Origin of the sequence: Devosia ginsengisoli (assembly GCF_007859655.1) — a bacterium.
In the GTDB taxonomy this organism is placed as follows: Bacteria; Pseudomonadota; Alphaproteobacteria; order Rhizobiales; family Devosiaceae; genus Devosia; species Devosia ginsengisoli.
This window is the reverse complement of sequence record NZ_CP042304.1, coordinates 2,830,907-2,845,277: the sequence shown is the minus strand read 5'-3', so window position 1 is coordinate 2,845,277 and position 14,371 is coordinate 2,830,907. Positions and strand designations below refer to the sequence as shown.

The 14,371-nt window shown below is 63.9% G+C and carries 13 protein-coding genes and 1 pseudogene; 5 read left to right on the top strand and 9 right to left on the bottom strand.

Features of this window, described 5'->3' with window-relative positions:
• Positions 1–61 precede the first annotated feature (61 nt).
• Together argJ and FPZ08_RS13800 are read right to left on the bottom strand one after the other, a co-directional pair.
• Complete coding sequence (gene argJ, locus FPZ08_RS13805) at positions 62–1,294, bottom strand: bifunctional glutamate N-acetyltransferase/amino-acid acetyltransferase ArgJ (RefSeq protein ID WP_146290544.1); 1,233 nt, start codon at positions 1,292–1,294, stop codon at positions 62–64.
• Positions 1,295–1,488: 194 nt separating this feature from the next.
• Positions 1,489–1,728: a putative antibiotic biosynthesis monooxygenase gene (locus tag FPZ08_RS13800; RefSeq protein ID WP_146290543.1), complete on the bottom strand. Its 240-nt coding sequence runs from the start codon at positions 1,726–1,728 to the stop codon at positions 1,489–1,491.
• Positions 1,729–1,828: 100 nt separating this feature from the next.
• Between FPZ08_RS13800 and FPZ08_RS13795 the strand changes: the two genes are divergently transcribed.
• Positions 1,829–2,440 (top strand): TetR/AcrR family transcriptional regulator, encoded by a 612-nt coding sequence (locus FPZ08_RS13795; RefSeq protein ID WP_146290542.1) that lies wholly within the window; start codon positions 1,829–1,831, stop codon positions 2,438–2,440.
• A 144-nt stretch (positions 2,441–2,584) separates the two neighbouring features.
• On the opposite strand, the gene FPZ08_RS13790 is transcribed toward FPZ08_RS13795, so the two are convergent.
• Entirely contained in the window at positions 2,585–3,520 is a 936-nt protein-coding gene (locus FPZ08_RS13790; protein ID WP_146290541.1) for a peptidylprolyl isomerase, read from the bottom strand.
• A 387-nt stretch (positions 3,521–3,907) separates the two neighbouring features.
• Here FPZ08_RS13790 and secA point away from each other — a divergent pair.
• Positions 3,908–6,692: pseudogene (gene secA, locus FPZ08_RS13785) on the top strand (preprotein translocase subunit SecA).
• Between the two features lie 226 nt (positions 6,693–6,918).
• On the opposite strand, the gene FPZ08_RS13780 reads toward secA, so the two are convergent.
• From FPZ08_RS13780 to FPZ08_RS23045, 5 genes are all read right to left on the bottom strand, one after another.
• Positions 6,919–7,530 (bottom strand): hypothetical protein, encoded by a 612-nt coding sequence (locus tag FPZ08_RS13780; RefSeq protein ID WP_146290540.1) that lies wholly within the window; start codon positions 7,528–7,530, stop codon positions 6,919–6,921.
• Between the two features lie 119 nt (positions 7,531–7,649).
• The gene (locus FPZ08_RS23050; RefSeq protein WP_186767004.1) at positions 7,650–8,675 is read right to left on the bottom strand and encodes a L,D-transpeptidase family protein; all 1,026 of its coding nucleotides are present in this window, start codon (positions 8,673–8,675) and stop codon (positions 7,650–7,652) included.
• Between the two features lie 290 nt (positions 8,676–8,965).
• Positions 8,966–9,919, bottom strand: a complete 954-nt coding sequence (locus FPZ08_RS13770; protein ID WP_146290539.1) for an acetyl-CoA carboxylase carboxyltransferase subunit alpha — start codon at positions 9,917–9,919, stop codon at positions 8,966–8,968.
• A gap of 271 nt (positions 9,920–10,190) precedes the next feature.
• Entirely contained in the window at positions 10,191–11,102 is a 912-nt protein-coding gene (xerD, locus tag FPZ08_RS13765; RefSeq protein WP_146290538.1) for a site-specific tyrosine recombinase XerD, read from the bottom strand.
• Positions 11,099–11,311 (bottom strand): histidine kinase, encoded by a 213-nt coding sequence (locus FPZ08_RS23045; RefSeq protein ID WP_425457545.1) that lies wholly within the window; start codon positions 11,309–11,311, stop codon positions 11,099–11,101. Before FPZ08_RS23045 ends, xerD begins: the two co-directional genes overlap by 4 nt.
• A gap of 202 nt (positions 11,312–11,513) precedes the next feature.
• On the opposite strand from FPZ08_RS23045, the gene FPZ08_RS13755 reads away from it, so the two are divergent.
• Together FPZ08_RS13755 and aroB are read left to right on the top strand one after the other, a co-directional pair.
• Positions 11,514–12,098 carry a shikimate kinase gene (locus tag FPZ08_RS13755; RefSeq protein ID WP_146290537.1) on the top strand — a complete coding sequence of 195 codons (585 nt, stop codon included), beginning with the start codon at positions 11,514–11,516 and terminating at the stop codon, positions 12,096–12,098.
• Positions 12,099–12,105: 7 nt separating this feature from the next.
• A complete protein-coding gene (gene aroB, locus FPZ08_RS13750) occupies positions 12,106–13,233 on the top strand; it encodes a 3-dehydroquinate synthase (RefSeq protein WP_146290536.1) in 1,128 nt (375 codons plus the stop codon).
• A gap of 151 nt (positions 13,234–13,384) precedes the next feature.
• On the opposite strand, the gene FPZ08_RS13745 is transcribed toward aroB, so the two are convergent.
• Entirely contained in the window at positions 13,385–13,660 is a 276-nt protein-coding gene (locus tag FPZ08_RS13745) for a BolA family protein (protein ID WP_146290535.1), read from the bottom strand.
• 44 nt (positions 13,661–13,704) lie between these two features.
• On the opposite strand from FPZ08_RS13745, the gene FPZ08_RS13740 reads away from it, so the two are divergent.
• A complete protein-coding gene (locus FPZ08_RS13740; RefSeq protein WP_146290534.1) occupies positions 13,705–14,331 on the top strand; it encodes a J domain-containing protein in 627 nt (208 codons plus the stop codon).
• Positions 14,332–14,371 lie beyond the last annotated feature (40 nt).

Sequence of the window (14,371 nt, the reverse complement as noted above, 5' to 3'; positions counted from 1 at the left end):
ACCCCTCATCCGGCGCTGCGCGCCACCTTCTCCCGCAAGGGGAGAAGGAAGGGATTCGGCGTCAGCTCCGATAGTCGCCATTGATGGTGATATAGCCATGCGTCAGGTCGCAGGTATAGACCGTCGCCCTGCCATCCCCGAGCCCCAGGCTCACGGTCAGTTCGAGGTCCTCGCCCTTCATGTAAGAGCTGGTGGCGGCCTCGTCATAGATGGGCGCGCGCTCGCCATCCCTGGCGACCAGCAGGTCGCCGAAGCGGATGGCCAGCTTGTCGCGGTCGGCCGGCTCGCCCGCCTTGCCCACGGCCATCACCACACGGCCCCAATTGGCGTCCTCGCCGGCAATGGCTGTCTTGACCAGCGGCGAGTCGGCAATAGCCTTGGCGATGCGGAAGGCCGAGGCGTCTGAGGTGGCGCCCTCGACATGGATCGAGACCTGCTTGGTGGCGCCTTCGCCGTCGCGCACCACCTGGATGGCGAGGTCGAAGAGCACGTCGCGCAAGGCTTCGCCAAACACTTCGGCGCGCGGATCGTCGAGGCTGGCAATGGGCTCCACGTTGGCCTTGCCGGTGGCAAAGGCCAGAAGCGTATCCGAGGTCGAGGTGTCGCTATCGACGGTAATGGCGTTGAAGCTGGTCTGCACATGTTTTGCCAGCAGCGCCTGCAGCACCGGCGCGGCCACGGGCATGTCGGTAACCACAAAGCTCAGCATGGTGGCCATATCGGGCGCGATCATGCCCGAGCCCTTGGCGATACCGTTGATCCGGACTTCCACCCCGTCGATATCGAGCACGGCGCCCGACAGTTTGGGGAAAGTGTCCGTCGTCATGATGGCCTTGGCCGGATCCATCCAGGGCGCATCACCCATGCGGGTCGCCATCGTGTCGAGCACGCCGGCAAACTTGGACGCGTCGAGCGGTTCGCCGATGACGCCGGTCGAGGCCAGGAACACTTCGCTCGGCTTGCAACCAAGCGCCTTGGCCGCATAGTCGGCCGTCAGCTCCACGCTCTTTTTGCCCTTGGTGCCGGTAAAGGCATTGGCATTGCCCGAATTGACCACCAGCCCGCGCGCTGCCCCGCCCGGCAGGTTGGCCTTGCACCAGTCCACCGCGGCCGAGGAACATTTCGACCGGGTCAGCACGCCCGCGGCGGTGGTGCCCTCGTCAAAGGCCATCAGCAGCACATCGGTGCGGCCCTTATACTTGATGCCGGCTTCCGCAGTGGCAAAGCGCACCCCCGCAATGGCGGGCAGGTCGGGATAGGATTTGGGAGCGAGCGGGGAAACCGGATGGGCCATCTGCGTGAGCCTTATGGAGACAAGTTCGGCCCCCGGTGTGCCCGAAACCTAAGGCATTCGCAAGACGGGCCTGTGCCGAATGGCGATCCAGCCACGCCCTCGTCCTTCGACAAGCTCAGGATGAGGTCTACTGAGATTTTTGAGTAGACCTCATGGTGAGCCTGTCGAACCACGAGGGCGTGGCACAGAGGCTATCAAGCCGCCGCCACTTTCTTCTTCCCGGCGATGAACCCGCCGAAATGCCTGCCGATGAGCGGCACGATCAGCAGCACGATGGTCGTGGCCATGACCGGCACCAGCAGCAGGCTGCGCTGCCACATTTCCCAGCCGGGGGTCAGCGGCATCAGCACATAGAGATAGAGCGTCACCACGGGATAGACGGCCAGCGTCATCACCAGGGCCATGCGCAGTTTGGACGCGAGAGAGGGTTGCATTTGCAAACTCCATTGAAACGGTACGTTTCGTTATGTAACGGAACGACACGTTTCGTTCAAGTGCTTTCCTTCGGAATCTTTTTGACCCATATTGGGCACCATGAGCGAGCTTGCAGACGATATCGACGATCGCCGCCGGTCCATCGGCGCGCGCCGCAATCCGGAGACCGAGGAAGCCATCCTGGAGGCTGCCGAAGCCCTTATGGCCGAGGTGGGGATTTCAGGCTTTTCCATCGAGGCGGTGGCCAAGCGCGCCCGTGCGGGCAAGCCGACCATCTATAAATGGTGGCCGAACAAGACCGCGCTGCTGCTCGATGTCTATCATCGGCGCAAGCCGGCCAATGTGCATATGGATACCGGCAGCGTCGAAGGCGACGTCTTCGCCTTCCTCACCGGCGTCTTCGCCCATTGGGGCGATACCGGCGCCGGCCAGGTGTTCCGCTTCGTCATTGCCGAGGCGCAGCGCGATGCGGCCGCCGCCGCCTCGCTGCTCGAATATTCCGCCGAGCGGCGCATCCAGAGCGGGGAAATCTTTCAGCGCGGCATCGAGAGGGGCGAGCTGTCGGCCGATATCGATGTTGGTTTATGCGCCGACATGCTGGCCGGCTTCATCTGGCAGCGTCTGCTGACCGGCCGCATCGAGCGCGACCCCGGGCAATTGCGCCGGGTGGCCAGGCAGATGGTGCGGGGGCTGGAGGCGAGCGGCGCCTAAGTCCGCGTAAATTCACCGGCGTCACCCTCGGGCTTGACCCGAGGGCTCTGAACTTAACGATCGTCCGGCAAGTGTAGCCCCCTCGGGTCAAGCCCGAGGGTGACGTTCGGAGGCCCAGGCATGCGCCGGGGGGCTGGGACGAGCTTACTCTGTCGGCGCTGCTTCGGCCGGCTGGGTCTGGGCATCGACCGCAGCCTTGAGCGTGGCGTCGGGAATGTCGATTTCCACACCCTCGCGCAGCTGATCCAGCGTGGCGTCATAGGTCGTCACCAGCAATTGCTGCTGCAATTCGCCAGCGACCTCTTCGAAGGCCGGCGGCGTGGTCTGGCGCTTTTCCTCGAGCTTGATGATGTGCCAGCCGAACTGGGACTGCACCGGGGCACTGATCTGGCCCACATCGGTCAGCGCGAAGGCGGCGGTCTCGAACGGCGCCACCATCATGCCCTTGCCGAAAAAGCCCAGGTCGCCGCCATTGGCTGCGCCGGGATCGATCGAATTTTCCTTGGCCAGCGTGGCGAAGTCGGCGCCGCCATCCAGTTCGGCCTTCAGCTCATTGGCCTTTTCCTCGGTCTCGACCAGGATGTGGCTGGCGCGGATTTCGTCCGCCGGCACGAAATCGGCGACGAATTTGTCATAGTCGGCGCGCACGGCGTCTTCGGTCACTTCCTTGACGAAGGCTTCGCTCAGATAGGCGCTGTGCAGGGCGCGTTCCTCGAGATAGTGGATGCGCTGCTTGAACAGCGGCGCATCGGCCAGCCCGGCCTGCCGGCCTGCCTGGGCCACCATCTTGGTGTCGATCAGCACGCGCAGCAGGAAAGGCCGGCGCTGGTCGGGCGGCATCTGGTTCAACTGCTGGGTCAGGTCCTCAGCGGCAAAGCTCAGGTCGGCCTCGGTGATCGGCTCGCCGCCAACCGTAGCCACCACGGTGTCGGGGGAGGCAGCGGCCGGCGCTTCGGCGGCCGGGGGTGCGGCCTCGGCGGGCGCGGCGTCCTGTGCGAAGGCGGGGGCGGCCATGCCAGCCCCCAGCATCAGGGCAAGAACGCTCGCGTTACGGGCGAGGCGTGAAAGAGAAAATTTCATCGGGTCGGTCTCCTTGGCCGGCGCTTGCTATAATTGCGTCCTGGCGTGTTGTCGTCGGCGATAGGCACGCCCGTCGGTCCGGCGCGGCGCTCCGGCCTGCCTTGCATGTCACCGGGGCCAAAATGTGCCGCACCGTGCCATGCAGGGGATCGACAGCCGAAGATCCTGTTTCTGCCGGGATTTCCGGCAGGGCAGGCAGGTGTCGCCCATTTCGGCGACGTTGACAAGACAGGGGTCCGCTCTTACATCTCACGCGCTTTTTCCGCCCTGTGGCGGGACACCAGAAATTCAAAGCCGGAAAGGCTTTCTCATCGCGTCGACGCGGCCCAACGGTCCATTCCGCAATTTCCCCGCCGCACCCCGATGAGTCATAAAAGGACCTGATCTATGGCACTTGCCTCGCTCGCCCGGCGGATATTCGGGTCTCCGTCAGACCGCCACGTCAAGCGATTCCAGGCCAAGGTCAACGCGATCAACGCGCTTGAGCCGCAACTGGAAAAGCTCAGCGATGACGAACTGCGCGCCCGTACCGCCGAATTCAGGGCACAGTTCGAAAACGGTGCCGACCTCGACGATCTGATCGTGCCGGCCTTCGCCACGGTGCGTGAGGCGTCCAAGCGGGTGCTGGGCATGCGCCATTTCGACGTGCAGCTTATCGGCGGCATGGTGATGAACGAGCGCGGCATTGCCGAAATGCGGACCGGTGAAGGCAAGACGCTGGTGGCGACGCTGCCGATGTATCTCAATGCCCTGACCGGGCAGGGCGCGCATCTGGTCACCGTCAACGACTACCTGGTCAGGCGCGACGCCGCCTGGATGGGCCAGATCTACAATTTCCTCGGCCTCAGCTGGGGCGTCATCGTCCATGGCCTGACCGATGCCGAGCGCAAGGCGGCCTATGCCGCCGACATCACCTACGGCACCAATAACGAACTCGGCTTCGACTATCTGCGCGACAACATGAAATATACCCGCGCCCAGATGGTGCAGCGCGGCCATGCCTTCGCCATTGTCGACGAAGTAGACTCGATCCTGATCGACGAGGCGCGGACGCCGCTGATCATTTCCGGCCCGTCCGACGATCGCAGCGACCTCTATACCAAGATCGACAGCCTGATGCCGATCATCGAAGAGGGCGATTTCGACCTCGACGAAAAGCAGCGCGCCGCCACCTTCACCGATCAGGGCATCGAAAAGCTCGAAGCCCGGCTGACCGAGGAAGGGCTGCTCAAGACCGGCTCTCTCTATGACGTGGAAAACGTCGCCCTGGTGCACCACGCCAATTCGGCCCTGCGTGCCCACAAGCTGTTCCGCAAGGACAAGGACTATATCGTCCGCAATGACGAAGTCGTGATCATCGACGAATTCTCCGGCCGCATGATGCCGGGCCGCCGCTATTCGGAAGGCCTGCACCAGGCACTGGAAGCCAAGGAACACGTCAAGATCCAGCCGGAAAACCAGACGCTGGCCTCGATCACCTTCCAGAACTATTTCCGCCTCTACAAGAAGCTGGCCGGCATGACCGGTACGGCGGCGACCGAGGCCGAGGAATTCGCCGACATCTACAAGCTCGATGTGGTGACCATTCCCACCAACGTGCCGGTGCAGCGTGTCGATGACGAAGACGCCATCTTCCGCACCGCCGATGAAAAGTTCAACGCCATCGCCGATCTGATCAAGCAGTGTCAGGAGCGCGGCCAGCCCGTGCTTGTTGGCACCACCTCGATCGAAAAGTCGGAAATGCTGGCCGATCTGCTGCGCAAGAAGAATGTCGGCAGCATGAACGTGCTCAATGCCCGCCACCACGAGCAGGAAGCCTTCATCGTCGCCGATGCCGGCCTGCCGGGCGCCATCACCATCGCCACCAACATGGCCGGTCGCGGCACCGATATCCAGCTGGGCGGCAACCTCGAAATGCGCATCCAGCGCGAGACCGAGGGCCTTGAGGGCGAGGCCCGCGAGGCCAAGATCGCCGAGATCAAGTCCACCATCGCCGCCGACAAGGCCAAAGCGCTGGCCGCCGGCGGGCTCATGGTCATCGGCACCGAACGCCACGAGAGCCGCCGTATCGACAACCAGTTGCGTGGCCGTTCCGGCCGCCAGGGCGATCCGGGCCATTCGGCCTTCTTCCTGTCGCTGCAAGACGACCTGATGCGCATCTTCCCGGTCGACAGCATGGATTCCATGCTCGGCAAGCTGGGGCTGGAGCAGGGCGAGTCCATCACCCACCCATGGGTCACCAAGGCCATCGAGCGCGCGCAGGGCAAGGTCGAGGCGCGTAACTTCGATATCCGCAAGAACATCCTCAAATACGACGACGTGATGAACGATCAGCGCAAGGTGATCTTCGAGCAGCGTATCGAGATGATGGATGCCGAGGATGTCAGCGAGACCGTCATCGACATGCGTCATGACGTGGTCGACAATATCGTCGCCAAGGCCATCCCGCCGCGCTCCTATCCCGAGCAGTGGAATGCCGAGCAGCTCGACCGCTGCCGCCAAGACCTATCTCAATATCGATGTGCCGGTGGCCGAATGGGCCGCCGAGGAAGGCATCGATCCCGAAATCGTCACCGAGCGGCTGATTGCCGCCGCCGATGCCCAGGTCGCCGCCAAGGAAGAGCGCACCATTGCCAATATGGCCGCTGCCGGCGCCCCTAATCCGACCGTGATGCGCCAGGTGGAAAAATCCATCCTGCTGCAGTCGATCGACGGGCTGTGGCGCGAGCACCTGGTGACGCTCGACCACCTCTCCAAGGTGGTGGGCTGGCGCGGCATCGCCCAGCGCGATCCGCTCAACGAATACAAGCAGGAAGCCTATGAGTTGTTCCAGGGCCTGCTGGTCAACCTGCGCGAACTGGTGACCACCCAGCTCAGCCATGTCGAGCTGCAGCCGCGCCCGGTGGCGCCGCCGGTGGCTGATCTCAGCCGCTTGCGCGAGACCCATATCGACCCGACCACGGGCGAAAACGATGCGGAAAGCGATGTGTCCGGCACCGTGCCGGGCCCTGGCTTTGCCGCCGGTCCCTTTGCCGACGGGCGGGGCGACGAGCAGGATGCCGACAAGTCCCTGCGGCCCATCGATCCCAAGCTACTGGTCGGCGTCTCCCGCAACGCCCCATGCCCCTGCGGCTCAGGCAAGAAGTTCAAGCACTGTCACGGTGCATTCTAGAATGCGCAAAGGCCCGGAGCGATCCGGGCCTTTTCATTTCCGTCTCCCGTCGTTCGGTGTGTGTGGCTACCCCCACCCTTGATCCCTCCCCACAAGGGGGAGGGAGACGATGAACACTGGCCTCTGAGCTGGCGCCTCCCTCCCCTTGATGGGGAGGGATAGAGGGTGGGGTGATGGGAGCCACAGAAGGCTGAAAGGAACAGAGGGCGATCGGGCGTGCCCACCCTCAGCACGTCACCCTGATCTCGGCATATCCCGTCACCTCGCCGGCGGAGACTACGCCGATCATGCAGGCCGAGCCGGGCAGGCCGATATTGCCGCCGGCGGCGATGACCGTGCCATCGCTCAGTGAAATGAAGCCATTATCCACCGCGCCGATCTCGACCGTGCCGGCCACGTCGCAGAGCGGGTAGCTGTCGCCGGCTCCGACCAGGAACCGCGTTCCGGTGGGCAGGCAATCGCCGCCCTGCGCCGTTGCGGGTGCCGCAGCGGGAACCGCGGGCAGGCTGGTGGCCGGTGCCGGGGCGCTGCGCCAGCTCTCTTCCAGAATGGCGAGCCGATTGGCCAGGTCCGTCAGATTTGCCGCGTCGGTGCCCGATGGCGTACCCTGCTGGCGGCCGAACAGTTCGAGGCTGACGCGCAACTGGGCGATATCGGTGGAGAGCCGCACGATCTCGCGCTGGGTTTCGCTGTAGAACCAGGCGCTGGCGCCGATCGCCGCGATACCCACCAGCCCGACCACGAAGCTCAGTACATTGGCCAGCGGCATGCCCTTGCGGCGCTCGGCCGGCACGGGCCTGGTCTCACCCTGGACAGTGACCGCTGCTGACTCTTCCACCGCTGGTGTCTCCATACTGGCTGCCGCGTCCATCGGCGCAGATTGCGGCCTGGATATGGTATCGCAATTCTCAGTGACCAGTAGACCTCAGGAGGCTCATCATGAGGGCTTTGTAACGTCTACCGCACCAGCGGTGGCATCGGCCGGGGCGCGGGCTGGCCTGACATGACAGGCACGATATCGGCATCCTTGCCGCCGAACATGTTGCCGATGCCGCTGAAGAAGCCGCCAATGGCTTCGCCGCGCGCCTTGGCCGCCGCTTCTGCAGCGGCCTGCCGTTCGGCTTCCGCCGCCAGCCGCGCCGCCTTCTGCGCTTCGCTTTCCACAGCGGCGGCATAGGCGATGTCGTCGGCCTGCTGCCGTTCGGTCAGCGCGGCATTCTGCACCACGGCGGGGCAGGGGCCCAGCGGGTTGAGTGCCCCGCCGCCAACGGCGTTGAAGATATACTGGCGCTCGCAGACATCCCAGGCCGGCGGCGTCTTGGTCAGCTCGAACAGGTCATAGCCTTCCTTGATGTCCTTCCAGAAGCCGATATGCGGGCTCGAGGCCTTCTGCGCCAGCTTGGCGGCGGTCATCTTGAACGGGAAGATCTGCAGCTGGAAGCTCTGGTTGCCGCCCTTGAAGCTTTCGCGGGCCAGGGCATAAATCTCGGCAATACCGTCATCGGTCATGGCGTAGCAGCCGCGCGACGAGCAGTCGCCATGCACCATCAGGTCGGTGCCGGTGCGGCCCCAGACGCGGTCGAACTTGTTGGGAAAGCCGGTATTGAAGGCCAGGTAATAGCTGGAGCGCGGATTCATCAGGCCAGGCGTGATGGTGTAGAAGCCCTCGGGGCTCTGCCGGTCGCCTTCCTTGATCTTGGGGCCGAGATCGCCGGAATAAGCGCAGATCTCGTAAGTCTTGAACAGTCGGAACGAGCCTGATGTGGTGCGCTTCCACACTTCGAGGGTCTTTTCCTCCTTGAAGATGCGCACGAGCATGGCTTCGCCGGGCGACGAGCCCATATTGCGCAACCCTGCCTGCACCACACTGGACAGCGGCTGGTTATGCCGATTGTCGCTGGATTTCGGCAGGAAACCGCCGCAGGCGACCAGCCCGAAGGCGACCCAGAGCAGGATCAGCGCCGAGGAAATTTTGCGAAGCATGGTGGCGGTCAAGGTCGGCAGCTCAAAGGACGTGTTGAAGCGGTGACCCATAGGGCCCGGTGGTTACCGCAGCATGAGTTTTGCTGGTGAACGAAGCGTTAGCACGCCGCATAATTGGCTGGAAGCAGGGCAATATCACGCAAGCGTGTGGGGGTTTCTTCGTAGATACCCCCTCCCACCCTCCCCCTAATAGGGGGAGGAGCAGATCGAGGATATGGCACGATCTCGCCCAAGCCACCGCACGGTTCCTCCCCCTATCAGGGGGAGGTTAGGAGGGGTATCCCCTAATCCTAAAGCGTCGTCCCGATGGCCAAAAATTTCTCGCGGCGATGCTCGCGCGTTTCCAGCCGTCCCTTGCCCTCGAAATCGCCGAGGAACTTGGCAATGGCGCCACGGGTGGCATCCATGATGGCTTCGTGGTGGCGGTGGGCGCCGCCGGCCGGTTCGGGGATGATGCCGTCGATCACGCCGAAGCCGAGCAGGTCCTGCGCGGTGATCTTCTGGGCCGTCGCCATGTCCTGCGCCCTGGCAGCGTCGCGGAACAGGATCGAGGCGCCCGCTTCAGGCGAAATCACCGAATAGATGGCGTTTTCCAGCATCAGCACGCGGTTGGCCACGGCGATGGCGATGGCGCCGCCCGAGCCGCCTTCGCCGATGACGATGGCGATATTGGGCACGCCCAGCTCAAGGCATTTTTCCGTCGAGCGGGCGATGGCCTCGGCCTGGCCGCGCTCCTCGGCGCCGATGCCGGGATAGGCGCCGGCCGTATCGACGAAGGAAATCATCGGAATGTTGAAGCGGTCGGCCATGTCCATGATGCGGACGGCCTTGCGATAGCCCTCGGGGCTGGCCATGCCGAAATTGTGCTTGAGGCGGGTTTCGGTCGAGCTGCCCTTTTCCTGGCCGAGAATGGCCACGGCCTGCCCGTTGAAGCGCCCGAAGCCGGCCAGCAGGGCCGCGTCTTCGCGATATTTGCGGTCGCCGGCCAGCGGCGTCCATTCGGTGATGAGCTTGCCGACATAGTCGGAAAAATGCGGGCGCTGCGGGTGGCGGGCCACCTGCGTCTTCTGCCAGGGGGTGAGCTTCTTGTAGATTTCGACCAGCGCCTCGTCGGCGCGGCTGGAGAGCCGGTTGACCTCTTCGTCAATGCTCACGGCCTGGTCGCTGGTGGCCATGGCCTTGAGTTCGGCGATCTTGCCCTCAAGATCGGCAACCGGCTTTTCGAAATCGAGATAAGACTGCATCAACCTGCCCGTTCGGGTCTATCTGGGGACCCTGGATTATGGGTCGCTGCTCTTGCGCTCTAAAGTGGCCGGAAAGTGGCGATGGCGCAATGCCAAGTCAAGGCTTGTGGGTCGCGAGGCACAGGAACATTGTGCCACGCCCTCGTGGTTCGAGGCGCCAAACGGCGCACCTCACCATGAGGGCTACTATGAAAAAGCGAGCAACCAGTAGCCCTCATGGTGAGGTGCGAGTTCTTTACGAGCCTCGAACCACGAGGGCGTGGCACCATGCTCACCCCTCCGCCAGCGGGTGATGCGTCTCCACCAGCGTGCGCAGTTTCTCGTCCAGCACATGGGTATAGATCTGGGTGGTCGAGATATCGGCATGGCCGAGCAGCATCTGCACCACGCGCAGATCGGCCCCGCCGGCCAGCAGGTGGCTGGCAAAGGCGTGCCGCAGCACGTGTGGCGCAACGCGGGATGGCGTGATGCCGGCATCCATGGCCAACTGCTTGAGATCACGGGCAAAAACCTGCCGGCTCAGATAGCCCTCCGCCCCCGCTGCCGGGAACAGGAAAACCTCGTCCTTTTCAAGCGTTGCGGCATAGGCTTTTACGGCATCGCGCGCCCGGTCGTTAAGCGGCACGATGCGCTCCTTGCTGCCCTTGCCCACCACGGTGAGGAAACCGGCATCGCGCATCACAGCCGAGCGGCGCAGGCTCACCAGCTCGCTGACGCGCAGCCCGGTGGCATAGAGCAGTTCGAGCAGCACGTAGAGCCGCTGAGCCGTTGCCTGCTTCTGCGGCGAGGCCGCCTTGCTGGCTTCCGTTTCCGCCGTGGTGAGCAGCGTGTCGACCTCGGCCAGCGACAGCACTTTCGGCAGCGCTCGCCGGCTCTTGGGGCTGGGCACGATGCGCGTCGGGTCATCCCCGCGCATGCCATCGGCACAGAGGAATTTGTGGAACTGCCGTATCGCCGAAAGCCGCCGCGCCGAGGACGAGGCCGACAGCCCGTCATGTTTCAGCCGGTCGAGAAAGGCGTTGACCGTGTCGCGGTTCACGTCCAGCAGCGTCTGCTGCCGGCCCGCGACATAGCCGGCATAGTCGGCCAGGTCGCGGCGATAGGCCGCGATCGTGTTCCTGGCCGCGCCGCGCTCGGCGCTCATCATTTCGAGAAAGGCGCCGATCAGGTGGCCGCCGCTCATGGCGTGGCCGGCTCCGCCGCCGGTTCTTCAACGGCCGGCGCCTGCCCGGGCAAAGCCGGCTGCCCACCCGACAGCAGATCGCGCTGGGGAATGCGGATGGTCACTTCCTTGGGCGTCGGCTCGACAAAGGCGACCAGCGCGAACATGCCGGCATAGACCAGTCCGGCCAGGAAAAGCAGCGTGATGATGAGGCGGATCAGAGTGGGCATTGGCGGTCCGGCTGTCGGCTTTTGCGCAATTTGCCAGCAAAAGGTTTCGTTTCCGTAGGCATAGTGCGGTCTCGCCTCGCCAACTGCAAGTTCTTGACAGGCGCGGCGGCGGCAGGTTCATAGCGGCTGCATTGTTTGTAGCGTTTTCCGGGCGGCGAACCGGTGGCCACTTCGCCTGAAAACGCTTTGGGGAGCGCCTTTTTTGAACCGACCCGACGCGGCATCGCGGCAGGCCCGCGCCGAACATCTGGCCGAGCGGCTTGCCGGCCGGCCGCTGGTGCTGGTCGGCATGATGGGCGCCGGCAAGACCACGGTGGGTCGCCGCCTCGCCGCAAGGCTCAACCGCCAGTTTCTCGATAGCGACGAGGAAATCGAGAAGGCGGCGCAGATGAGTATTCCCGAGATTTTCGAGCAGCGCGGCGAGCCCGAATTCCGCGCCGGGGAAACCCGCGTTATCGCCCGCGTGCTCAAGGACCAGGGCGTGGTTCTGGCCACTGGCGGCGGGGCTTTCGTCAATGCCGATACGCGGGCACTGGTCAAGGCGGAGGCCCTCTCCATCTGGCTCAAGGCCGAGGTCGATATCCTGTTCGAGCGGGTGTCGCGCCGCTCCAACCGCCCCCTGCTCAAGACCGCCAATCCCCGCGCCACCCTCGAAAAGCTGATCGAGGACCGCTATCCCATTTATGCCGAAGCCGATGTCACGGTCGTTTCGCGCGACGTGCCGCAGGATGTGGTGGCGGGCGATGTGATCGATGCCGTGCTCGGCTATCTCAAGCGCCAGGACTGATATTTTGATGGCCGATATTGCCCATACCGTTCACGTCGCCCTCGGCGATCGCGCCTATGACATATTGATCGGCGACAGCCTGCTCGACGACGCGGGCGCGATCCTGGCCGAGCGCTTTCCCGGCCGCCGCTACGGCATCATCACCGATGACAATGTGGCCCGGGCACAATTGCCGCGCCTGCTGAAGTCGCTGGATGCGGCCGGGCTCGGCCATACCGAAATCGTGCTGCCGGCAGGCGAAGCCACCAAGTCCTGGGCCTATCTCGGTCAGGCCGTGGAAGGCATTCTCGCCGCCCGCCTCGAACGCGGCGACCTCGTCATCGCCCTGGGTGGCGGCGTTATCGGGGACCTTGCGGGCTTTGCCGCCGCCATCGCCCGGCGCGGCATGGATTTCGTGCAGATGCCGACTTCGCTGCTGGCGCAGGTCGACAGTTCGGTCGGCGGCAAGACCGGCATCAATTCGCCCCATGGCAAGAATCTCATCGGCGCCTTCCACCAGCCAAGGCTGGTGCTGGCCGATCTCTCCACCCTCGATACGCTTGATGCTCGCCAGTTCGCCTCGGGCTATGCCGAAGTGGTCAAATATGGCCTCATCGACGACGAGGATTTCTTTTTCTGGCTCGAAGAGCATCAGGCCGAAATCTTTGCCGGTGGTCCGGCGCGCGGCGAGGCCATCGCCCGCTGCTGCGCCCACAAGGCGCGCGTCGTCATCGAAGATGAAAAGGAACTCGGCGTTCGCGCCCTGCTCAATCTGGGCCACACATTCGGGCATGCGCTGGAAAAGGATACCGGCTATTCCGACCGCCTGCTGCATGGCGAAGGCGTCGCCATCGGCATGGTGCTGGCACACGGTTTTTCCGCCCGGCTCGGGCTGGCGCCCAGCCAGGACAGCGGCCGCATTGCCCAGCACTTGAAGAAATCGGGCCTGCCCACCACTTTGGCTGATATCCCGGGAAAACTGGGCTCCACCGAAACATTGATGGCCGCCATCGCGCAGGACAAGAAAGTGTCGCGCGGCGCACTGACCTTCATCCTGACGCGGGGGATCGGGCAGGCGTTCATCGAGAAGAATGTGGATGGCGCCGCGGTGGCAGAGTTCTTGAACGAGATGCGGGCTCTACCCCTCTCCCCTTGAGGGAGAGGGTGGTTTTCCGCGTTCAGCGGAAAACCGGGTGAGGGGTCCTGCGCGATCCCATGCTTCAATGCTTGCGGATACAACCCCTCATCCGCCCTTCGGGCACCTTCTCCCTCAAGGGGAGAAGGAAGAAAGAGATCAAACCTCGCTGCTACTCCCAAGGCCCATCCGCCGGCAGCACCTCGATCGCCAGGGCATGCACCTTGTCCTTGAGTTCGGCGTCGAGAACGTCCATGACGGCGCGGTGTTGCGCCACGCGGCTCATCCCGTCAAAATGCCGGGTCGCGATTCTGACACGAAAATGGGTTTCACCACCCTCCCGCCACCCGGCGTGACCGAAATGCTTGTTCGATTCATCGATCACATCGAGGAAAGCGGGGGCGAATTGAGCGGCGAGCTTGGCTTTGATGGTGTCTGTGGCACTCATGAGGGCGAGGCTTTCTATCTGGTTTAGGCACGTAACTAGGCGCAATGAAACTGCAATCCAAGCTCTTCGATACCATCCGCATCAAGCCACGCCGGGAAGAAAAGCCCGCGCCGGTCGAACATGTCTGCGATTGGGAAGGGTGCGAACTGGCCGGGGAGTTCCGCGCGCCCAAGGGCCATCGCAGCGAGGGCCAGTATCACCATTTCTGCCTCGAGCATGTCCGCCACTACAATACCGCGTTCAATTTCTTCGCCGGCATGGACAAGGACGAGCTGGAGGATGCGCTCCATTCCCCGCCCAAGGCCGAGTCGCGGTCGAGCTTTGCCACCGGCAATCCCAATATGCGCGGCGCGCGCGCGGCAAGGGAAAACCTGCGGCCGGGTGACAAGTTCGGCGATCCGTTCGGCGTCTTCGCGCGCTATCGCCACCGCCAGGCGCAGAAGCCGGCGGCCGAGCGGGTCAAGCCGCTGCACGAGCAGGACAGGCGGGCGCTCGAAACGCTGGGCCTGATCGGCCAGTCCAAATCCGACGACATCAAGCGCGCCTACAAGACCCTGGTCAAAATCCACCACCCCGACGCCAATGGCGGCGACAAGGCCAGCGAAGAACGCCTGCGCACAATCATCGCGGCCTATAGCCACCTGAAGAAGACCGGGTTTGTGGCAAAGTGACTTGTGCCACGCCCCCGTGGTTCGAGGCTCGCGAAGGGCT